The 19620-nt window shown below is 67.0% G+C and carries 20 protein-coding genes; 9 read left to right on the top strand and 11 right to left on the bottom strand.

The features are described 5' to 3' along the window. Nucleotides 1–91: 91 nt before the first annotated feature. The 9 genes from BV908_RS10880 to BV908_RS10835 all read right to left on the bottom strand — a co-directional run bounded on the left by BV908_RS10880 (nt 92) and on the right by BV908_RS10835 (nt 11830). Complete coding sequence (locus tag BV908_RS10880) at nt 92–1126, bottom strand: dipeptide ABC transporter ATP-binding protein (protein ID WP_047350968.1); 1035 nt, start codon at nt 1124–1126, stop codon at nt 92–94. After that, nucleotides 1123–2100, bottom strand: coding sequence for an ABC transporter ATP-binding protein (locus BV908_RS10875; protein ID WP_012655671.1), 978 nt, complete (start codon nt 2098–2100; stop codon nt 1123–1125). Before BV908_RS10875 ends, BV908_RS10880 begins: the two co-directional genes overlap by 4 nt. Before the next feature lie 182 nt (nt 2101–2282). Beyond that, entirely contained in the window at nt 2283–3194 is a 912-nt protein-coding gene (locus tag BV908_RS10865) for an ABC transporter permease (RefSeq protein WP_011804140.1), read from the bottom strand. Nucleotides 3195–3240: 46 nt separating this feature from the next. After that, a complete protein-coding gene (locus BV908_RS10860) occupies nt 3241–4812 on the bottom strand; it encodes an ABC transporter substrate-binding protein (protein WP_103738135.1) in 1572 nt (523 codons plus the stop codon). 40 nt (nt 4813–4852) lie between these two features. Further along, nucleotides 4853–6073: a M20 aminoacylase family protein gene (locus BV908_RS10855; protein ID WP_103738134.1), complete on the bottom strand. Its 1221-nt coding sequence runs from the start codon at nt 6071–6073 to the stop codon at nt 4853–4855. Between the two features lie 176 nt (nt 6074–6249). Then, nucleotides 6250–7233: an ABC transporter permease gene (locus BV908_RS10850; RefSeq protein WP_011804137.1), complete on the bottom strand. Its 984-nt coding sequence runs from the start codon at nt 7231–7233 to the stop codon at nt 6250–6252. Nucleotides 7234–7382: 149 nt separating this feature from the next. Further along, nucleotides 7383–8963, bottom strand: coding sequence for an ABC transporter substrate-binding protein (locus BV908_RS10845; protein ID WP_103738133.1), 1581 nt, complete (start codon nt 8961–8963; stop codon nt 7383–7385). 252 nt (nt 8964–9215) lie between these two features. Beyond that, nucleotides 9216–10409 carry a porin gene (locus BV908_RS10840; RefSeq protein ID WP_103738132.1) on the bottom strand — a complete coding sequence of 398 codons (1194 nt, stop codon included), beginning with the start codon at nt 10407–10409 and terminating at the stop codon, nt 9216–9218. Nucleotides 10410–10741: 332 nt separating this feature from the next. Continuing rightward, nucleotides 10742–11830: a porin gene (locus BV908_RS10835; RefSeq protein WP_103738131.1), complete on the bottom strand. Its 1089-nt coding sequence runs from the start codon at nt 11828–11830 to the stop codon at nt 10742–10744. Between the two features lie 311 nt (nt 11831–12141). Between BV908_RS10835 and coq7 the strand changes: the two genes are divergently transcribed. Next, on the top strand, nt 12142–12759 hold the full coding sequence (gene coq7 / locus BV908_RS10830; RefSeq protein WP_103738130.1) for a 2-polyprenyl-3-methyl-6-methoxy-1,4-benzoquinone monooxygenase: 618 nt from the start codon (nt 12142–12144) through the stop codon (nt 12757–12759). 16 nt (nt 12760–12775) lie between these two features. Here the strand turns inward: coq7 and BV908_RS10825 are convergent, their stop codons facing one another. Beyond that, the gene (locus BV908_RS10825) at nt 12776–13225 is read right to left on the bottom strand and encodes an OsmC family protein (protein WP_011804132.1); all 450 of its coding nucleotides are present in this window, start codon (nt 13223–13225) and stop codon (nt 12776–12778) included. On the opposite strand from BV908_RS10825, the gene BV908_RS22185 reads away from it, so the two are divergent. The 4 genes from BV908_RS22185 (at nt 13224) to BV908_RS10810 (ending at nt 16597) form a co-directional block, all read left to right on the top strand. Beyond that, nucleotides 13224–13445, top strand: a complete 222-nt coding sequence (locus BV908_RS22185; RefSeq protein WP_146052249.1) for a hypothetical protein — start codon at nt 13224–13226, stop codon at nt 13443–13445. The genes BV908_RS10825 and BV908_RS22185 overlap by 2 nt on opposite strands. 102 nt (nt 13446–13547) lie before the next feature. Continuing rightward, nucleotides 13548–15110, top strand: a complete 1563-nt coding sequence (gene ilvA, locus BV908_RS10820) for a threonine ammonia-lyase, biosynthetic (RefSeq protein ID WP_103738129.1) — start codon at nt 13548–13550, stop codon at nt 15108–15110. Nucleotides 15111–15176: 66 nt separating this feature from the next. Further along, on the top strand, nt 15177–15989 hold the full coding sequence (locus tag BV908_RS10815) for an adenosylcobinamide-GDP ribazoletransferase (RefSeq protein ID WP_103738128.1): 813 nt from the start codon (nt 15177–15179) through the stop codon (nt 15987–15989). Beyond that, entirely contained in the window at nt 15986–16597 is a 612-nt protein-coding gene (locus tag BV908_RS10810; protein WP_103738127.1) for a histidine phosphatase family protein, read from the top strand. Before BV908_RS10815 ends, BV908_RS10810 begins: the two co-directional genes overlap by 4 nt. A 56-nt stretch (nt 16598–16653) precedes the next feature. Here BV908_RS10810 and BV908_RS10805 read toward each other — a convergent pair whose 3' ends face one another. Beyond that, a complete protein-coding gene (locus BV908_RS10805) occupies nt 16654–17103 on the bottom strand; it encodes a type II secretion system protein N (protein ID WP_103738126.1) in 450 nt (149 codons plus the stop codon). Between the two features lie 50 nt (nt 17104–17153). Between BV908_RS10805 and gspG the strand changes: the two genes are divergently transcribed. The 4 genes from gspG (at nt 17154) to BV908_RS10785 (ending at nt 19430) form a co-directional block, all read left to right on the top strand. Beyond that, complete coding sequence (gspG, locus tag BV908_RS10800) at nt 17154–17606, top strand: type II secretion system major pseudopilin GspG (protein ID WP_162844519.1); 453 nt, start codon at nt 17154–17156, stop codon at nt 17604–17606. A gap of 33 nt (nt 17607–17639) precedes the next feature. Beyond that, entirely contained in the window at nt 17640–18188 is a 549-nt protein-coding gene (locus BV908_RS10795; protein WP_103738125.1) for a prepilin-type N-terminal cleavage/methylation domain-containing protein, read from the top strand. Continuing rightward, nucleotides 18185–18577: a type II secretion system minor pseudopilin GspI gene (gene gspI / locus BV908_RS10790; RefSeq protein WP_103738124.1), complete on the top strand. Its 393-nt coding sequence runs from the start codon at nt 18185–18187 to the stop codon at nt 18575–18577. Before BV908_RS10795 ends, gspI begins: the two co-directional genes overlap by 4 nt. A gap of 169 nt (nt 18578–18746) precedes the next feature. Then, complete coding sequence (locus tag BV908_RS10785) at nt 18747–19430, top strand: prepilin-type N-terminal cleavage/methylation domain-containing protein (protein WP_103738123.1); 684 nt, start codon at nt 18747–18749, stop codon at nt 19428–19430. Nucleotides 19431–19620: the final 190 nt, after the last annotated feature.

The following is a 19620-nucleotide window of genomic DNA, read 5'->3' as shown; positions in this document are numbered from 1 at the left end:
AAACAGGGGCCGCGCGGCCCCTTTTTGCTCACATAAAAAGAGCATTTACCGCTTGCTGCACAAGCGTTAGGGCCGTTTTTCTACCGAACCCTCATACCGCCAACTCCGCCAACGGGATGCGTTTTTCCTGCACGCCGTGGCAGGCCACGCGCGTGCCGCCGTCATCGATGAGCTGGGGGCGCTCGGTGCGGCAGCGGTCGTTGGCGTAGGGGCAGCGTGGGTTGAACGCGCAGCCCGGCGGCGGGTTGAGCGGGTTGGGCACCTCCCCTTGCACGGGCGTGCGCGCGCGGCCGGTGTCGTGCATCTTGGGGATGGCGTCCAGCAACATGCGCGTGTAAGGGTGGCGCGGGTTCTCGAACAGCACCTTCTTGTCGGCCAGCTCCACCAGCCGGCCCAGGTACATCACGCCCACCTGGTCGCTCACGTGGCGCACCACGGCCAGGTTGTGGCTGATGAACAGGTAGGTGAGCTGCCGCTGGCGCTGCAGGTCCTTCATGATGTTGAGCACCTGCGCCTGCACGGACACGTCCAGCGCGCTGGTGGGTTCGTCGCACACCAGGAACTCGGGCTCGGTGGCCAGGGCACGCGCAATCGAGATGCGCTGGCGCTGCCCGCCCGAGAACTGGTGCGGGTACTTGGCCATGTCCAGCGGCGACAGGCCCACGGACTGCAGCAGTTCGCCCACGCGCTTCTTGAGTTGTGCGGCGTCGGTGATGAGACCATGCTCGCGCAGGGGCTCGCCGATGATGTCCTCCACCAGCCATCGGGGGTTCAGGCTGGCATAGGGGTCCTGGAAGATCATCTGGATGCGCCGGCGCATGGCGCGCGCATCCTTGCCCTTGAAAGCGGCGTGCGCGTCCTGCCCGTCGAAGGTGAGGCCGCCGCGCGTGGGCTCGTACAGCCCCACCAGCAGGCGCGCCACGGTGCTCTTGCCGCAGCCGGACTCGCCCACCAGGGCCAGCGTCTTGCCGCGCTCGATCGTGAATCCCACGCCGTCCACCGCATGCAGCAGCGCGCGCGGCTTGCGCTCGATGACCCGGTTGAGCCAGGGCGCGGAGACATCGAACGTCTTGGCGAGGTCATGCGCCTGCACCAGCGGTGCGGTGGTGGTCGTCGTGGAGCTCATGCGGCCACCTCGCTCGTCACGTCGTGCAGCCAGCAGGCGGCCTGCGTAGCGCCGGCGGGCATGAGGTCGGGGCGCGCCTGGCGGCAGCGGTCGAAGGCGCGCGGGCAGCGCGGGTTGAAGGCGCAGCCCTCGGGAATGGCGTTCAGGCGGGGCATGGCTCCGTCGATCTGGTTGAGGCGCTCGCGGTCCTGCTCCATGTCGGGAATGGACGCCATGAGGCCGGCGGTGTAGGGGTGGGCGGGCTGGTTGATGACCTCGTGCACGGGGCCGATTTCGGCCACGCGGCCGGCGTACATCACGGCCACGCGGTCGCAGGTCTCGGCGATCACGCCCATGTCGTGGGTGATCAGCATCACGGCCGCGCCGCGCGTCTTGCAGATGCTCTTGAGCAACTGGATGATCTGCGCCTGGATGGACACGTCCAGCGCCGTGGTGGGCTCGTCCGCCACGATGAGCTGCGGCTCGGCCGCCAGCGCCAGGGCAATCACCACGCGCTGGCGCATGCCGCCCGAGAACTGGTGCGGGTAGTGGTCGATACGCTGCTCGGCCGCGGGAATGCCGGTGTCCTTGAGCAGGTCGATGGCCCGCTGGCGCGCCTGCGCGGCGCTCATGGGCAGGTGGGTGAGGATGGTCTCCACCAGTTGCTGGCCCACGGTGTACAGCGGGTTGAGCGAAGTCAGCGGGTCCTGGAAGATCGCGCCGATCTTGCGCCCGCGGATGTGGCGCATCTGCTCGTGCGGCAGGTTGTCGATGCGCTGGCCCTGCAGCACGATCTGGCCCGAGGCCACGCGCCCCGGCGGCTCCAGCAGACCGATGATGGACGCGCCCGTGAGCGACTTGCCCGCGCCGGACTCGCCCACCACACCCAGGATCTCGCCCGGCGCGATGGAGAACGACACGTTGTCCAGCGCGCGCAGCGTGCCGCGGCGGCCAGGGAATTCGACGACGAGGTTGTGGACTTCGAGAAGTGACATATCAGTTATCCAGTGCGGTGCGCGCCGCCCGCATTGCATGAAACGGGCGCCCCCATAACGAGGGCAGCCGAGCAAGGGTCCGGGCCGGCCGCGCCGCAGCGAGGGCTGCGCCCCCCTGCCCGCATGGCGCAGCCATGCGAGAGCGGGGAGAAGGCGCAAAGCGACTCAGGAGGTGTTCCATTTCAGCGCAGGCGCGGGTTGAGTGCATCGCGCAGCCAGTCGCCCAGCAGGTTCACGGACAGCGCGATCAGCACCAGCATCACGCCGGGGAAGACAGTGATCCACCACTCGCCGGAGAACAGGTAGTCGTTGCCGATGCGGATCAGCGTGCCCAGCGAGGGCGACGTGGGCGGCGCGCCCACTCCCAGGAAGGACAGCGTGGCTTCGGTAATGATGGCCGTGGCCACCTGGATGGTGGCCAGCACCATGACCGGCCCCAGCACATTGGGCAGCACATGCTTGCGCATGATGCGCAGCGGCGACACGCCGGTGACGCGCGCGGCCTGCACGTATTCCTTGTTGCGCTCCACCAGCGTGGAGCCGCGCACGGTACGCGCGTATTGCACCCAGCCCGTGAGCGAGATCGACAGGATCAGCACGCCGAAGGCCAGCGAATCGGGCGCGTTGGGGAACACCGCACGCCCCACGCCGGCAATCAGCAGCGCGATCAGGATGGCGGGAAACGACAGCATCACGTCGCACAGGCGCATGAGCACGCCATCCACCCATCCGCCGCGAAAGCCCGCCACCAACCCCAGCGCCACGCCCACGACGACCGACAGCGCCACGGAGGCCAGGCCCACCACCAGCGAGATGCGCGCGCCGTAGATCAGCGCCGAAAGGATGTCGCGGCCCTGGTCATCGGTGCCCAGGGCGTACTTCCAGGTGCCTTCGGCCTGCCACACGGGCGGCAGGCGCGCGTCCGACAGCTCCAGCGTGCTCAGGTCGAACGGGTTGTGTGGCGCCACCCAGCCGGCAAAGATGGAGCAGAACACGCACACGGCGGCAATCAGCGCCGCGATGATGGCCACGGGCGAGGTGCGAAAGCTGTGGGCCACGTCGCTGTCGTACCAGCGCAAGAGCGTTTGTTTCATGGGCGAGGGGTCAGGCAAAAAAGGAGAAGGCGGCAAGGTCGTACGGTCAGGGGCCCACGCCCATCCACTTGAAAGGCATGGTGTTGTCGGCCATCTGCACCAGGCGGATCTTCTTGGACACGCCCCAGGCCAGGGCCTGCTGGTGCAGCGGGATGTAGGCAATGTCGGCGGCCTGCAGCAGCAAAGCCTCGCGCAGCAGCGCGTCGCGCCGGGTCTTGTCGGTCTGCGTCTGGACCTGCAGCAGCAGCGCATCCAGCCGCGGGTCGCAATAGCCCCCCAGGTTGAAGTGGCCCGCGCCTTCGCCGCGCGGGCAGGCCGCCAGCGCGTTCAGCGCACCGTGTGCGTCGTAGGTGGAGGGCGTCCAGCCCATCAGGTAGAAGCCCGCGTCGCGTCGCAGGATGCGCGGGTAGTACTGCGCCTTGGGCTCCGCGCGCACCGTCACGCGCACCTGAAGGGTCGCCAGCTGTGCAGCGATGGCGGTGCACAGTGCCGCGTCGTTCACATAGCGGTCGCTGGGGCAGTCCAGCGTGAGCGCGAAGCCCTCGCCATAGCCGGCCTGCGCCATGAGCGCGCGCGCGGCCGCCACGTCGTGCGGCAGCCGCTTGACGTCGGGCTGAAAGCCATTGACGCCCGGTCCCACGATGAGCGCGGCGGGCGTGGCGGCGCCGCGCATCACGTTCTTGATGAGCGCATCAATGTCGATGGCCTGGTAGAAAGCCTGGCGCACGCGCCGGTCCTTGAAGGGGTTGGCGCCGCGCACGCTGGCGTACGGCAGCTCGTCGCTGTGCTGGTCCATGCCCAGGAACAGCGTGCGCAGCTCGGGCCCCGTGACCACGCGCACCAGTCCGGCGGCGCTCACGCGCTCGATGTCCTGTACCGGCACGGGCTCCATCACGTCCACGCGGCCGGCCAGCAGCGCGGCCACGCGCGCCTCGTTGTCCGGAATGGGCAGGAAGACGATCTGGCGTGCGTTGCTCTCGATGGTGCCCCAGTAGCGCATGTTGCGCTCGAACACGGTGCGCTGCTGCGGGCGACGCTCGGCCAGGCGGAACGGCCCCGTGCCATTGGCGCGCAGCGCGGCGGCGTGCCCCGCGGCCCCGCGCGCGTCGCCTACCTGCGCGATGCCCTGCGCCTCGCTCCAGCGCTGGTTCAGCATGTAGACGTGCGACAGCAGGGCCGGCAGCAGCGGCGTGGGCTCGCGGGTTTCGATCTCGATGGTGTGCGCGTCCAGCTTGCGCACCTCGCGCACGCCGCTCAGGTAACTGCGCATGTCCGAGCCTTCGGACTGCGCGCGCCGCAGCGAAAACACCGCATCGTCGGCCGTGAAAAGCGCACCGTCGTGGAAGGACACGCCGCGGCGCAACTCGAAGCGCCACACGGTGGGGGTGGTCGCACGCCAGGCCAGCGCCAGCGCAGGCACCAGGCTCAGATCTTTGTTGCGTCCCACCAGAGGCTCGTACACATTGCCGGTCAGGCTGAGCTGCAGCGATTCATTGAGCGCATGGGGGTCCATCGACAGCGCATCGCCCTGGTTGGCCACACGGATGGTTTGCGCATTAGCTACCAAAAATATAGCTGCCAGCGCTTGCAGTACAAGCGCCAGGGCCATATTTCGCATCCAGACCGTGCTCCGCATCATGCTGCTGTACCGTGCGGTCTCACTGCGCTTGCCCCAGGGGCATGGCCTGCTCGACCAGGCCGGCATGCAGGGCCGCGCCCAGGGGCAGCACGTCGTCATTGAAGTCGTAGCGGCTGTTGTGCAAGGTGCTGTTGCCAGCGCCCATGCCCTGCCCCAGGCGCAGGTAGGCGCCGGGCCGGGCCTGCAGCATGAAGGAGAAGTCCTCCGCGCCCATGCTCGGCTCCAGGTCGCGGTCCACGTTTTCTTCGCCCACCAGCGACGCAGCCACGTCGCCTGCGAAGCGCGCATCGCTCTCGGTGTTGATGGTGGCAGGGTAGATGCGCTCGTAGCGAACGGTGGCGGTAGCGCCAAAGCCCAGCGCGATGGCGTTGCACAGCTCCTTGATGCGGCGCTCCACCATCTCCTGCACGGCGGGGTCGAACGTACGCACCGTACCCACCAGCGTGGCCGTGCCCGGCAGCACGCTGAACGCGCCCAGGTCGCCCGCCTGCACCGCGCACAGGCTGATGACTGCACTCTCCAGCGGCCGCACGTTGCGCGAGACGATCCCCTGCACGGCGGTGACGATGTGCGCGGCTACCAGCACCACGTCCACCGTCTGGTACGCATGCGCGCCGTGGCCGCCGCGCCCGGTCACTTCGATCGTGACGCGGTCGGCCGCCGCCATCATGGCGCCGCTGTTGATACCCACGGTGCCGGGCCGCATGGCCGGCCAGTTGTGCATGGCGTACACCGACTGCACGGGAAAGCGCTCGAAGAGCCCGTCCTCGATCATCACGCGCGCACCGCCCAGGCCTTCCTCGCCGGGCTGGAAGATCAGCACCGCCGTGCCGTCGAAATGGCGCGTGGCCGCCAGGTAGCGCGCTGCACCCACGAGCATGGCCGTGTGCCCATCATGGCCGCAGCCATGCATCAGGCCGCTCTTGCAGGACTTCCAGGCGAAATCGTTGTGCTCGGCCATGGGCAGCGCGTCCATGTCGGCCCGCAGACCGATCATGCTGCCGCTGCTGCGGCCCTGGCCGTGGATGATGCCCACCACGCCGGTACGGCCGATGCCTTCGTGCACCTCGTCCACGCCGGCGTGCCGCAGCGCCTCGCGCACACGGGCGCTGGTGTAGACCTCTTCAAAGCCCAGCTCGGGGTGGGCATGCAGGTCACGGCGGAATGCGGTGAGCTCCGGGTGGTACTGGGCGATATGGGCAAAGGCGCGCCCGCCTGCCTTGAAACGAGGAAGTAGCATGTCAGTTTTCCATGGCACTTTGCATCACCCGCATCGCATGAAACTGGCGCGCCCCAGGCCAGGGCCGCCGTGCAAGGGCCGCCCCGCCGCACGGGCGGCGTCCCCCTGCCCGCAACGCGCAGCGATGCGAGAGCGGGGGGAAGACGCGAAGCGTCTCAGGGGGGTGTCGTTTCATGTCAGTGCCCTCCCGCCTTGCCGCCCACGCGCAGGCGCGGGTCCACGGCGAAGTACAGCAGGTCCACCACCAGGTTGATGACCACGAAGATCAGCGCGATCAGGCAGAGGTAAGCAGCCATCACGGGGATGTCGGCAAAGGTCACGGCCTGGATGAACAGCAGGCCCATGCCGGGCCACTGGAACACCGTCTCGGTGATGATGGCAAACGCAATCAGGCCGCCCAGTTGCAGGCCGGTGATGGTCATCACCGGCACCAGCGTGTTCTTGAGCGCATGGCCAAAGTGGATGGCGCGGTCGGTCAGGCCACGCGCACGGGCGAACTTGATGTAGTCGGTGCGCAGCACTTCCAGCATCTCGGCGCGCACCAGGCGCATGATCAGCGTGAGCTGGAAGATGGCGAGCGTGATGGCCGGCAGCGTGATGTGGTGCCAACCCTTGGCCGTGAGCAGGCCGGTGCTCCACCACCCCAGTTGCGTCACATCACCGCGCCCGAAACTGGGGAACCATCCCAGCGTGACCGAGAACACCAGGATCAGCAGGATGCCGATCAGGAATGTGGGCAGCGACACGCCCAGCAACGACAGCGTCATGAACACCTGGCTGGTGACGGTGCCGCGCTTGAGCGCCGCATACACCCCCATGGGCATGCCCACCGCGAGGGCGATGAAGGCGGCCACCAGCGCCAGCTCCAGCGTGGCCGGGAAGCGCTCGGCGATCAGCCGCGAGACCTTGGCCCCCTGGCGCAGGGAGAGCCCGAATTCGCCCTGCGCCGCATTCACCAGGAAGTGCCAGAACTGCACGATGAATGGCTGGTCCAACCCCAGGGCAGCACGCATCTCGGTGATCTGCTCGGGCGTGGCGTCCTGCCCCAGTAGGAAGACCACGGGGTCGCCCACGAACTGGAACAGCATGAACGAGATGAAGGCCACGGCGACCATGACGATCACGGCCTGGATAAGTCGGCGCAGGATGAAGGCAAGCATTCTCGGGCTTTTGCAAGATGTCGGGCCATGCTAGCAGGCATCGGGGCGCAGCCAAGGCTCGTCCCCGCAGCGGCCGGGTGCTTAGCCTGGCCGTGGTTCGCCTGCGCGGGTGCTTTCCGCACGCAGGCGGTACGTTATGGCACGGCCGCTCACTGGACCTTGACGGTGCGCATGTCGATGCGGTTGTCGGCGCGATGCACCAGCTCCACATTCTTCTTCATGGCCCAGGGGATGACCTGGTCGTACAGCGGCAGATGCGAGACCGTGTCGTTGGAGAGCTGCAGCGCCTCGGTCAGCATGCGCGCGCGCACCGGAGCGTCCGTCTCGGCCTTGATGCGGTCCACCAGGTAGTCCATGCGCTCATTGCGATAGCGGCCCACGTTGTAGTTGCCATCGCCACCAGTGCCCACGCTGCGCACCAGCGATTGCAGGCTGTACAGCGCGTCAAAGGTCGGCACGCCCCAACCCAGCATGTAGATGCTGGCTTCGCTGCGCTGGATCATGGGAAAGTAGGTCACCAGCGGCAGCGTACGCAGCTTGGCTTTCACACCGATGCGCGCCCACATGGCGGTGACCGCCTGGCAGATGGCCTCGTCGTTGATGTAGCGGTTGTTGGGGCAGGCGAAGTCCACCTCGAAGCCGTCGGCATAGCCGGCCTCGGCCAGCAGCTTCTTCGCGGCCTCGACGTCGTAGGGCATGCGCTTGCCCACGGCCTCCGACCAGCCTGCGACCTGCGGCGCCACCAGGGTACCGGTCGGCTTGCCCAGGCCGCGCAGGATGTTGCGCGTGAGGGCATTGGCGTCGATGGACTGGTACAGCGCCTTGCGCACGCGCAGGTCCTTCAAGGGGTTCTTGCCCTTGATGTTGGAGCCCACGAGTTCATCCCGGAACTGGTCCATGCCCAGGAAGATGGTACGGTTCTCCAGCCCGTCCACCACCTTGATGGTGCCCGACGAGCGCAGGCGGGGCAGATCCTGCGGTGAGGGGTCCAGCACCAGGTCCACCTCACCCGACAGCAGGGCGGCAATGCGCGTGGCGGCCGACTTGATGGGGGTGTAGACGATCTCGGTCACATTGCCTTCCATCTGGCCCCACCAGTTCGGATTGCGCTTGAAGACCATCTTCACGTCGGGTTGCCATGTCTCCAGCGTATAGGGGCCCGTGCCCATGGCGTTGCGATGGGCGAAGTTCTCATCGGTGCCCTTGATGTCCTTCGGCTCCACCGATCGGTTCTTCTCGGCCCAGGCCTTGCTCATCATGCGCAACTCGGTCATCTGCCGCAGCAGCACGGGGTTGGGCGACTTGAGGAAGATGTCGATGGTCTGCGCATCCACCTTCACCACCTTGTCGATGCCTTGCACATACGGCGTGTAGTTCGAGGTCTTGGACATGGCGCGCTGCAGCGAGTACACGGCGTCATCGGCCGTGAAGGCGGAACCATCGTGGAACTTCACGCCCTGGCGCAGCGTGAAACGCACTTGTGTGGGGCTGACCTCTCGCCACGCCGTCGCCAGCATGGGCTCGACCTCGAAGGTACGGCTGTTGTAGTAGACCAGGCTTTCGTACACATACGAATGGATGGCGTTTTGCAGCGCGTTGTTTTGGGAGTGGATATCCCAGGTGGCGATTTCGCCCTGGCTGGCCCATTTGAAGGTCTTGGCATGCGCCGCTGGAACCACAGCCGCCGCGCAGACCGCCGCAAGAGAAAGGATCAAGGCATTGATTCGCATGGGAATCCTCTTTTATAGAAAGGAGCGACTATGGCAGCGTGGCCGTGGCCACTGGCAAAGGGAAATCCCTGAAATGGTGCATCGCAGATGCGCCGCCATTCATCCGCAGTGCTGATGCAAAACCAATGCCCGGACTGCGTATCTACGCTCGGCGGGGCAAGAACCGTACTTCGGGAAAAAAACAACCTCCCGAAGGAGGTTGCTTGAAATCGGGGCGGGCCCAAAGGGCCCTTCCCCCCCACTCAATGTGCCTTAGAAGCGATGGCGGACACCCACGGTGATGCCGGTACGGCTGCGTGCGCCGCTCGCCGCATCCAGCACGACCGCGCTGCCGCCGCTGATGCTGGTGTGGTCCACGCCGAAATAGGCATCGGTGCGCTTGCTGAAGGCATAGTCCGCCACGGCCACGTAGAAGTTGACGTTGCCGTTGGAAGCACCCGTGGCCGAGCCCGACTGCTTACCGCGGAAGTAGTGCGCGCCCAGGTTGAGCTGAGGCGTCAACTGATAGCCCACGCCCACCTTGAACAGCTGCCGCTTGTTGGCGTCGCCCGGCTGGAAGCCGCCATTGGTCTGGCCGGCCCAGAATTGCCCCAGGATCGCTCCGTCTACGAGGTTACGGAAACCCTGGATCGGGTTGGTCACCGTAGCGTATTTCGCCTTGTTCAGGCCATAGCCCGTGTTGAAGTACCACGGACCCGTGCGGTACGAACCGCCCAGAGTCCAGGCGTCTACGTCGGTGCCGCCTGGCAGCGTCGTGCGCATGTAGCCGCCGCCGACGGCAAACCCGCTCGCGGAGTAGCGCAGGTAGCCGCCAGCCGTCTTCCAGGCGCCACCACCCAGGGTGCCTGCAACGTAGGCAGGCACTTGCGCCGCCGAGGCAGGCAGGCCAGCTTCCAATGCCTTGGTGTCGTTGTTCTCGTCAAACGAATATTGCAGCGAGCCTACGAAGCTGCGGTCCGGCGTTGCGAAGGTGTACTTCAGCATGTTGCTGGTACGCGCGCCCGTGGCCATTCCCAACTCAGGCTTGTAGGCTTCCATGTAGGGGGAGTACGGGAACGAAGCGTAGGTGCTGGTCACCACGTCGAACAGGACGTTCCACTGACGTCCGGCAGTCAGGCGGCCATAAGGGCCTTGCAGACCCAGATAGGACAGTTGGAAGAAGGGGGTGGAAACACTGCCGTCATCGGCATTGAGACGGTTTTCCAGCACCACCAGGGCCTTGGACCCGCCACCCAGGTCCTCCTCCACATTGATGCCCCAGCGGCTTTGCGACATGCCGCCACCGATCATCTTCGTCAGGCCATCCTTGCCGGCACCTTCGTTGTTGGTGTGGCGCACGGCGGCATCCACGATACCCCACAGCTCCACCTTGCTGGTACCGGCGGACTGGGCCATTGCCACGCCCGCGCCGCACAGCGCCGGGGCAGCCACAATTTTCTTTTGCATACGACAGACTCCTCTTGGATTGATAACCGGCTCACGATTCGCAGCCACGCCTTGATGAACTCGCTCACTGGACGTGCGCCACTCGCTTCACAACACTCGACTTCTCCTCCACCAGGGGCCCTGCGGCCAAATCGTGTTCTTGGCAGGAAGCGAGGAGGCTTCATTGTTGAAAACCCGCCGGGCAGGGGCAAGGGTCCATCGCTTTACAGCCACAGGGGTTAACCCGAAAAATCGTCGCACAAGAGACACCAAACCGCAGACGAAAAAAAACCGCTGCCCGAAGGCAGCGGTTTTGTCTTCTTTATCCAAGCTGGCCTCACGCCAGCCCGAGATTAGAAGGAGTGGCGAATACCCAGTTGCACGCCGGTCTGGTTCTCGCCAGCGCCGGGGCCGTCAACTGTCAGACCCTTGGTGGGCAGAGCCAGGTTGGAAGCGTCCTTGTTCTTCAGGTAAGCCACGGTGCCATACAGAGCCGTGCGCTTGGACAGGTTGTGGACATAGCCCAGGCTGATTTGGTGAGCCTTGGAGTCGATGGCCTTCTGGTCGTACAGAGCGTACTGCAGCTTGACTTCGCCTGCACCCAGCGGGGCAGAAGCACCCAGCGCGTACGCATTAAACTTTTCGCTGCCAGCGCCATCAATCTTGTACTTCGATTGCTGCAAAATCGTGCTGAGCTTCACAACATTCAGGTCGTAAGAAGCACCCACAGTCAACGTGTCACGCGAGCCGGTGAAAGATACAGCCGTTGCGACGGGCCCCACAGAACCCAGGAGTTCACGCTGATCATAGGACACTGCAATGCTCAGGGGACCATTGTCATAGGCAACAAAACCACCGACATAACGTCCGTTCTTGCCAGATACCTGCTCATCGAAACCATAACCCAAGCCACCGGTAAACCCGCTAAAGTTGGGCGTGTAGTAACTCACAATATTACTAGCACGCACATTGTTTGCGTCAGCAGTAGACACGCGCGTTTGGAAATCCGAATTGGTTCCCCAATCGCGCCAGCCCATGAACTGACCAATACCGGTCTGACCGAACAGATCGTAAGAGCTGGTCTTGCGGTAAGAAGGTGTCAATTCACGGCCCAGACGAACTTCACCGAAATTGCCGCTGAGTCGAACGGTGGATTCGCGCTTGAAGTCGAAACCTTTGCTATTGCCGTCGTCACCGAAGATTTCGCCTTCCAGCCAGAAGCCAGCCTTCAGACCGCCACCCAGATCTTCCACGCCGCGGAAGCCCAGACGGCTCGTTGCGTTGCCGCTGGTGCTCAGGCCATACACGCTGTCGCCAGCGGCGTTAGCGTTGTCCACGTAGCCGAAAGCGGTGTCAACGATACCGAACAGCGTCACGGAGGATTGAGCCATTGCGGCGCCGGAAGCGGCCAGCACTGCCAGTGCAATCAGGGATTTTTTCATTGCGAGTTACTCCAAGGTTAAACAGAGGGCCCCGGATCGTAGAGGACTTGGATGTGCGGCTCACGCACAGCCCCCGCCGGTTCCCCGGGCCAACCTCCTGGTGGGGAAGTTGGTCCTATTGCAACAGAGCCCGCCAGGTTTCGCAAAGGAAATCCCTCAGAATCGGGCCAAAAGCGGGTTTTCGTTGCTGTACCGCAACATGGCCAAAACGGCAGCAAAACCGTCTTATTGTTGCTCCGAGTAAGCACTTACCGTACGGTTTTTGCGTTACCTGCGCCATTACGTGCGCGTAAACAACGTTTTTGTTAACCATGGACACACTCCTCGTTGCCGCAGATAGTGCCCTGCGAACCTTGTTCGCTCGTCCGAGAGCGGGAGAACCCTCACCGGCACGCTCCCTGCCTGCGGTGGACCTGTCCGTCGAGCAAAGGCGTCTCTCCAGCGCGTTGATGCGCGTCAACCATGTCGGGGAGGTGTGTGCCCAGGGCTTGTACATGGCCCAGTCGTGCGTGACCCGCGACCTTCAGTTGCGCAGCGATCTCCTGGCCGCGGCGCGCGAGGAGACCGACCACCTGGCCTGGACCCGCGAGCGGCTCGACGCCCTGGGGAGCCGGCCCAGTCTCCTCAACCCCTTGTGGTTCGCTGGCGCCTTCGCCATCGGCCTGGTGGCGGCCCGGGTCAGCGACCAGGCCAGTCTGGGTTTTGTGGTGGAGACGGAGCGGCAGGTATCCGCCCATCTGCAAGGGCACCTGCGCCGCCTGCCGGAGGCGGACCTGCCCTCGCGCGCCATCGTCGACCGCATGCAGCGGGATGAGGAACGCCACGCGGCCCAGGCGCAGGCGGCGGGCGCACTTCCTCTACCGCCCCCGGCGCGTTGGCTGATGAAAGCCGCCGCCAAGGTCATGACGACGACTGCACATTACATCTAGTACGTCCCGCCGCGCCTCAGGCCTCGACGATCTCAAAGCCCGTCGTGATCTGCGCGGTCTTGCCCAGCATGATGCTGGCCGAGCAGTATTTCTCATGGCTCATGGCGATGGCACGCTCCACGGCCGCCGGCGGAATGCCGCGCCCGGTCACCGTGAACTGCATGTGAATCTTGGTGAACACCTTGGGATCGACCTGCGCCCGCTCGGAGGTGAGCTTCACGCTGCAGCCGCGCACATCGTGCCGGCCGCGCTTGAGGATCAGCACCACGTCGTAGGCCGTGCAGCCGCCCGTGCCGGCCAGCACGGTCTCCATGGGACGCGGGGCCAGGTTCTGGCCGCCGTTCTCGGGACGGTCGGCGTCGGGCGCCCCGTCCATGGCCAGCACATGGCCGCTGCCGGTCTCCGCAACAAAGCCCATGCCGGAGCGCGTGCCGGCGTTGCCGGTCCAGCTGACGGTGCATTCCATGTTGTTTTTCTCCAAAAATCAGGGTGAATCTGTAGCAAATGATGAACGCAGGTGCGATTTTGCTGCAACGCAACAACCGCAGCGCTACAATGCGCCCATGCGTTACCCGCTTCGCACTGTTCGCACAGCGGGGTTCGCACCGATTGTCTCCTCCATCTCCTCAAAGGATGGATTCAGCCCCAGGCTTTACCGCTTGGGGCTTTTTTTTGCCCTGCGGTGAGCCGTCCCTAACCCTGCGGGCGCGCCGTCCTATGATGTGCGCCCGGCTGAGCGCGCCCTGGACGCCCCGTCCGCACGGCAGCGCCGCCCGCCGGTTTGCACCATGACCCAGCCTCTCACCCCGTTCGATTACCTCACAAAGATCCTCACCGCGCGTGTCTATGACGTGGCGGTGGAGTCCGACCTGCAGCCCGCCCGCGCCCTGTCGCGGCGGCTGCACAACAAGGTGCTGCTCAAGCGCGAGGACCAGCAGCCCGTCTTCAGCTTCAAGCTGCGCGGCGCCTACAACAAGATGGCGCAGCTCTCGCCCGAGCAGCTGGCGCGCGGCGTGATCTGCGCCTCGGCCGGCAACCACGCGCAGGGCGTGGCGATGAGCGCCAGCAAGCTGGGCACGCGCGCCGTGATCGTGATGCCCACCACCACGCCGCAGCTCAAGATCGATGCGGTGAAGACGCTGGGCGGCGAAGTGGTGCTGAGCGGCGAGAGCTATTCCGACGCCTACGAGCGCGCCGCGCAGCTGCAAAAGGAAGAAGGCCTGACCTTCGTGCACCCCTTCGACGACCCGGACGTGATCGCCGGCCAGGGCACGATCGCCATGGAGATCCTGCGGCAGGTGCAGCAGCTGGGCGGCAAGCTGGATGCCGTGTTCGTCGCCATTGGCGGCGGCGGGCTGATCGCCGGCGTGTCCAACTACATCAAGGCCGTGTGCCCTGGCATCAAGGTCATCGGCGTGCAGATGAACGACTCGGACGCCATGGCGCAATCGGTCAAGGCGCATCAGCGCGTCACGCTGCCGGACGTGGGCCTGTTCTCCGACGGCACGGCCGTGAAACTGGTGGGCGAGGAAACCTTCCGCGTCGCGCAGAACCTGGTGGACGACTACGTGATCGTCGACACCGATGCCGTCTGCGCCGCGATCAAGGACATCTTCGTGGACACGCGCAGCATCGTGGAGCCCGCGGGCGCCCTGGCCGTGGCCGCCATCAAGCAGTACGTGGCCAAGCACAAGACCAAGGGTGAAACCTACGCCGCCATCCTGTGCGGCGCCAACATGAACTTCGACCGGCTGCGCTTCGTGGCCGAGCGCGCCGAGGTGGGCGAGGAACGCGAAGCCCTGTTCGCCGTCACCATCCCTGAGGAGCGCGGCAGCTTCAAGCGCTTTTGCGAGGTGGTGGGGGCCCTGCCCGGCGGACCGCGCAACGTGACCGAGTTCAACTACCGCATCAGCCACGAGCGGCGCGCCCATGTGTTCGTGGGCCTGTCCACCACGGGCCGCGGCGAGTCCGAGAAGATCGCGCGCAACTTCCACAAGCATGGCTTCGAGGCGCTGGACCTCACGCACGACGAACTGGCCAAGGAGCACCTGCGCCACCTCGTCGGCGGCCATTCGGCGCTGGCGCGCGACGAGCGGCTGATGCGCTTCACCTTCCCCGAGCGCCCCGGCGCGCTGTTCAAGTTCCTGAGCCTGATGCAGCCCACCTGGAACATCTCGCTGTTCCACTACCGCAACCAGGGCGCGGACTATGGGCGCATCCTCGTGGGCATGCAGGTGCCGGCCGACGACGCAGCGCAGTTCGATGCCTTCCTGCAGACGCTGGGCTACCCCTATGTCGAGGAAACGCAGAACCCGGCCTACCGCCTGTTCCTGCAGGCCAACGGCGCATGATGCAAGCCATTTTGGCCTCCAGCGCCCGCCCATCAAGCGCGAGCAGCTATTGATTCGATAGTATTCATGCAGACCCTGCGCCACTATCTGCTGGCCGTGCAGTTCTTCACGCGCATCCCCGTCACGGGCCGGCTGGCCACGTGGGTGGGCTACAGCCCTGCGATGCTGCGCGCCAGCAGCGCACATTTCCCCGGTGTGGGCTGGCTGGTGGCCGCCGTGGCGGTGGGCAGCTATGCGGCACTGTGGCTGGGGCTGGGCGGCGCGGGCTTTGCACCGCTGGCGGCGGCGGTGGGCTGCACCATCGCCACGGTGCTGGTGACCGGGGGCTTCCACGAGGACGGCCTGGCCGACGTGGCCGACGGACTGGGCGGCGCCTACCAGCCCGAGCGCGCGCTGGAGATCATGAAGGATTCCCGCATCGGCGCCTTCGGGGCCATGGCGCTGGTGCTGGCGCTGCAGGCCAAGGTGGCCCTGCTGGCGCAGCTCGGCCACCTCGGCTTGTCCAGCGCGCTGGCGGCATTGGCCGGGGCGCATGTGCTGTCGCGCCTGTGGCCGCTCGTCATCGTGCGCGCGCTGCCGCATGTGGGCGACACGGCCACGTCCAAGAGCAAGCCGCTGGCGGACCAGATCTCCGTACGCGCACTGGCAGCCGCGGCCTTGTGGTGTTTTCCGGCGCTAGCGCTTGTATATCAAGCGCTGGGCGCTTTGGTATTGATAGCAAGCCTGCTGGCCAGCGCCGCCGGTGCGGCCTGGATGCTGTGGCGCTTTGCGCGTCGACTGCAGGGCTTTACCGGCGACTGCCTGGGCGCCACGCAGCAGGTGGGCGAGATCGGCTTCTATCTGGGCGCGGCCATCGCGCTCGCGCAACGGGCGGCATGAGCGCGCCGCGCCTGTGGCTGGTGCGCCATGCGCGCCCCGAGGTGGCGCCCGGCCTGTGCTACGGCCGCCTGGACGTTGCCGCCAACGTGCGCCATAGCCGCGAGAGCGCACGCCTGCTGGCGCAGGCGCTGCCACCCCGTCTGGCCGCCCTGCACCACTCTCCGCTACAAAGATGCGAGCTGCTTGCGCAGGACCTGCTTGCCCTGCGGGCCGATTTGGCTTCAAAGGCTGAGCCCCGCATCACCGAGATGGACTTCGGCCAGTGGGAGGGCCGCGCGTGGAACGACATCGCCCGTGCGGACATCGACGCCTGGACCACGCGCTTCGGCCACCATGCGCCCGGCGGCGGCGAGCCCCTGGCGGCCATGCTCACGCGCGTGTCCGCCGCGCTGGACGAGGCCGCGGCCCAGGCGCACGCCGGCGGTGGCGATGTGGTCTGGATCACGCATGCCGGGGTGGCCCGCTGCGTGCACTGGCTGCTGACGCACGGCGCCGCGCGCATGCCGCTGTCCCATGAATGGCCGCAATCGGCTCCGGGCTACGGCGCCTGGACCACGGTACTTCTGCCACTGAAGGGCCGACCGCAGGCAGCACCGGAGCGCGGTTAGGTTATGGGCGCTCCCGTCGGATATGCAGGCCCCGCCGGCGCGGGATCCCCGCCAGGTCAGGGCCGCTTGCGCGGCATCTCCAGCGCCAGCGTCGTGGCGCCGTCCATCGACGCCCCCAGCCGCGCGGCGCCCTTGCCCAGGGACTGCAGCACCAGCCCCGGCTCCACATTCGCGCCCACGCGGTAGGGCTTGGCCGGCTTGCCGTCCACCGCGATCAGCGCGGCGCCGCCGCCGCTGGCCGTGCCGGCCAGCACGCCCATGAGCACGAAGCGGCTGGCTGCAGAGGGTGCCGCCTCGTTGGCCGCCAGCACCGGGCTGGCCCCGAGCAGGCGCGCGAGCGCCTGCGTGTCGGTCACCACCGGCTCGGGCGCCGCGGCAGCCGGTGCCGTGCCGGCCGGGCTTGCGGACAGCTTCAACCCCCAATAGACAGCAGTCGCGCCCGCCAGCGCCCAGAGCAGCAGCGTGGCCAGGCGCGGGGCCCAGCGGCCGTATGTGTTTGTCACCATTGCACGATTATGATTGACCGGATATGTCCATTCCGAGTCGCCGCTTCGAGATGCAGCCCAGCCCCTCCTCCCTCGCGCACCGCGCCCGCCGTCGCCTGTCCGCGGGCTTCACCCTGATCGAGCTCATGGTGGTGCTGGTCATCATCGGCGTGCTGGCCGCGCTGATCGTGCCCAACGTGCTGGACCGCGCCGACGACGCGCGCAGCACGGCCGCGCGCACCGACGTCACCAACATCATGCAGGCGCTCAAGCTCTATCGCCTGGACAACCAGCGCTATCCCACAGCCGAACAGGGCCTGCAGGCGCTGATCGCCAAGCCCAGCGCCGGCCCGGTGCCGAACAACTGGCGCCCCTACCTGGAGAAGCTGCCCAACGACCCCTGGGGCCGCCCCTACCAGTACCTGAGCCCGGGCATCAAGGGTGAGGTGGACGTGATGTCCTTCGGCGCCGATGGCCAGTCCGGCGGCGAGGGCAAGGATGCCGACATCGGCAGCTGGCAGTAAGCCGCAGGGCCCGGCGCCGGCGCCATCCTACGCATGACACGGGCACACCCCAGCCCAGCGGACGCCGCGCAGGGGCCTCGGCCGGCCGCGCCACTACGCCGCGCAGGCTTCTTCTCCCCCCGCCCCTTGCGCAGCAGGCGAGACAGGCAAAGCCGCGCAGCCGTCGCCCAGCGGGGTTTTACGATCCTTGAATTGCTGGTGGTCATTTCCATCATCGCCCTGGCGACCGCCGGCGTGGGCCTGGCACTGCGCGACAGCGGCGCCACCCAACTGCAGCGCGAAGGCGAGCGGCTGGCAGCGCTGCTGGAGTCGGCGCGCGCGCAATCGCGCGCCTCCGGCGCGGCGGTGCGCTGGCGTGCCGATGCCCAGGGCTTTCGCTTCGAGGGCGTGCCGCCCGACACATTCCCCAACCGCTGGCTGGACAGCGCCACCGGCGTGCAGGGCCCTGCGGAACTGTGGCTGGGGCCGGAACCCCTCATCGGCCCGCAACAAGTGGTGATCGTGAGCGGCGCGCACCCCGACCGCGCGGTGCGCGTGGCCACCGACGGGCTGCGCCCGTTTGCCGTGCAGGCGCTGCCATGAGCCACCGCGCGCGAACGGGGGCGCGGCGCCGGCGCGGCGCGGCGCGCGGCTTCACGCTGGTGGAGGTGCTGGTGGCACTGGGCATCGTCGCCATCGCCCTCCTGGCAGGGCTGCAGGCCACCTCCGCCCTCACGCGCAACGCCGCGCGCCAGACCGACGTGGTGCTGGCCCACCTGTGCGCCGAGAACGAACTGAGCCGGGTACGCCTGTCGTCGCAGATGCCGTCCATCGGCGACACGCGCGTGGCCTGCGAACAGGCGGGTCGGCGCTACGACGTGGCGGTGACGGTTTCGCCCACGCCCAATCCACAGTTCCGCCGCGTGGACGCGCAGGTCTTCGAGGCCGCGCTGCCCGTGCTGCGGCTGTCCACCATCGTGGGGCGGTATTGATATGCAACAACCCCCTGAGCGGCCACGCCGCTTCCCCCTTCTCTCGCGCTACGCGCGGGAAGTGGGACGCAGCCGGTGGCCGGGCCAAGCCCGCTCCACGGCTGCTGCTGAGCTGGGTAGCGCCCGTTGCGTAGCATGCGCCCTATGCGACAGACAGCACACGGCTAAGGTGCGCCACCGTAGGCTGCGCGGCTTCACGCTGGTGGAGCTGCTCGTGGCCATCGCGGTAATGGCGCTGCTCGCCATCGCCAGCTGGCGCGGGCTGGATGGCATGGCGCGCTCGCAGCAGCTCACGCGCGAGCGCACCGACGAGCTGCTGGTGCTGCAGACCGTGCTGGCCCAGTGGGCGGCCGACCTGGATGCCCTGCAGGCCATCGACCATACCGAACCCATCGCCTGGGACGGCCAGGTGCTGCGCCTCACGCGGCGCGGCACGCGCCAGCCCGACGAGGGTGCGCTGGTCGTCGCCTGGACGCGGCGCAGCGTGGACGGCACCGCCCGCTGGCTGCGCTGGCAGTCCCCCCCGGTGCGCACCCGCGCGGAATGGAATGCCGCCTGGCAGCGCGCAGCCCAGTGGGCGCGCACACCCGGCGAGGCCGAGCGCCGACAGGAAACCGTGCTGATGCCGCTGGCCAATTGGCAGCTGTACTACTACCGCAGCGGCGCCTGGGCCAATGCGCTGTCCACCGATACCAGCGCCAGCGCACCGCGCACGGTCGGCGGGCTGAGCAGCGCCGCCGCCAGCATCCCCGACGGGGTGCGCCTGCAGCTCACGCTGCCGCCGGGTGGCGCACTCTCGGGCGTGGTCACGCGGGACTGGGCCAATCCGCTGCTGGGTGGAGGCAAGTCGTGACCGATTCCTGCCCGCTATCCGCCGCCCTGCCCGCCGCCTCCGACACACGCGACTGGCGCGCACCGGGCGAGGCCCGCCGTGCCAGGGCCCCGACGCACTGGTGGCGCCGCCCCGCCCGCGTAACGGGAGCGGCGGGTGGACGCAAAGCCCCTCGGGGTGTTTCTCATCAAGCCGGCGCCGCACTGCTGGC

It is taken from the genome of Diaphorobacter sp. LR2014-1 (genome assembly GCF_002916785.1).
Taxonomy (GTDB): Bacteria; Pseudomonadota; Gammaproteobacteria; order Burkholderiales; family Burkholderiaceae_C; genus Diaphorobacter; species Diaphorobacter nitroreducens.
The sequence above is the reverse complement of the archived record's forward strand: the minus strand, read 5'-3'. Positions and strand labels throughout refer to the sequence as shown.

Excerpts from the sequence above, each read along its gene's own strand:
- BV908_RS10880 (WP_047350968.1), bottom strand. The coding sequence starts at position 1,126 with ATGAGCTCCACGACGACCACCACCGCACCGCTGGTGCAGGCGCATGAC.
- BV908_RS10875 (WP_012655671.1), bottom strand. The coding sequence starts at position 2,100 with ATGTCACTTCTCGAAGTCCACAACCTCGTCGTCGAATTCCCTGGCCGC.
- BV908_RS10865 (WP_011804140.1), bottom strand. The coding sequence starts at position 3,194 with ATGAAACAAACGCTCTTGCGCTGGTACGACAGCGACGTGGCCCACAGC.
- BV908_RS10860 (WP_103738135.1), bottom strand. The coding sequence starts at position 4,812 with ATGCGAAATATGGCCCTGGCGCTTGTACTGCAAGCGCTGGCAGCTATA.
- BV908_RS10855 (WP_103738134.1), bottom strand. The coding sequence starts at position 6,073 with ATGCTACTTCCTCGTTTCAAGGCAGGCGGGCGCGCCTTTGCCCATATC.
- BV908_RS10850 (WP_011804137.1), bottom strand. The coding sequence starts at position 7,233 with ATGCTTGCCTTCATCCTGCGCCGACTTATCCAGGCCGTGATCGTCATG.
- BV908_RS10845 (WP_103738133.1), bottom strand. The coding sequence starts at position 8,963 with ATGCGAATCAATGCCTTGATCCTTTCTCTTGCGGCGGTCTGCGCGGCG.
- BV908_RS10840 (WP_103738132.1), bottom strand. The coding sequence starts at position 10,409 with ATGCAAAAGAAAATTGTGGCTGCCCCGGCGCTGTGCGGCGCGGGCGTG.
- BV908_RS10835 (WP_103738131.1), bottom strand. The coding sequence starts at position 11,830 with ATGAAAAAATCCCTGATTGCACTGGCAGTGCTGGCCGCTTCCGGCGCC.
- coq7 (WP_103738130.1), top strand. The coding sequence starts at position 12,142 with ATGGACACACTCCTCGTTGCCGCAGATAGTGCCCTGCGAACCTTGTTC.
- BV908_RS22185 (WP_146052249.1), top strand. The coding sequence starts at position 13,224 with ATGTTGTTTTTCTCCAAAAATCAGGGTGAATCTGTAGCAAATGATGAA.
- BV908_RS10825 (WP_011804132.1), bottom strand. The coding sequence starts at position 13,225 with ATGGAATGCACCGTCAGCTGGACCGGCAACGCCGGCACGCGCTCCGGC.
- ilvA (WP_103738129.1), top strand. The coding sequence starts at position 13,548 with ATGACCCAGCCTCTCACCCCGTTCGATTACCTCACAAAGATCCTCACC.
- BV908_RS10815 (WP_103738128.1), top strand. The coding sequence starts at position 15,177 with ATGCAGACCCTGCGCCACTATCTGCTGGCCGTGCAGTTCTTCACGCGC.
- BV908_RS10810 (WP_103738127.1), top strand. The coding sequence starts at position 15,986 with ATGAGCGCGCCGCGCCTGTGGCTGGTGCGCCATGCGCGCCCCGAGGTG.
- BV908_RS10805 (WP_103738126.1), bottom strand. The coding sequence starts at position 17,103 with ATGGTGACAAACACATACGGCCGCTGGGCCCCGCGCCTGGCCACGCTG.
- gspG (WP_162844519.1), top strand. The coding sequence starts at position 17,154 with ATGCAGCCCAGCCCCTCCTCCCTCGCGCACCGCGCCCGCCGTCGCCTG.
- BV908_RS10795 (WP_103738125.1), top strand. The coding sequence starts at position 17,640 with ATGACACGGGCACACCCCAGCCCAGCGGACGCCGCGCAGGGGCCTCGG.
- gspI (WP_103738124.1), top strand. The coding sequence starts at position 18,185 with ATGAGCCACCGCGCGCGAACGGGGGCGCGGCGCCGGCGCGGCGCGGCG.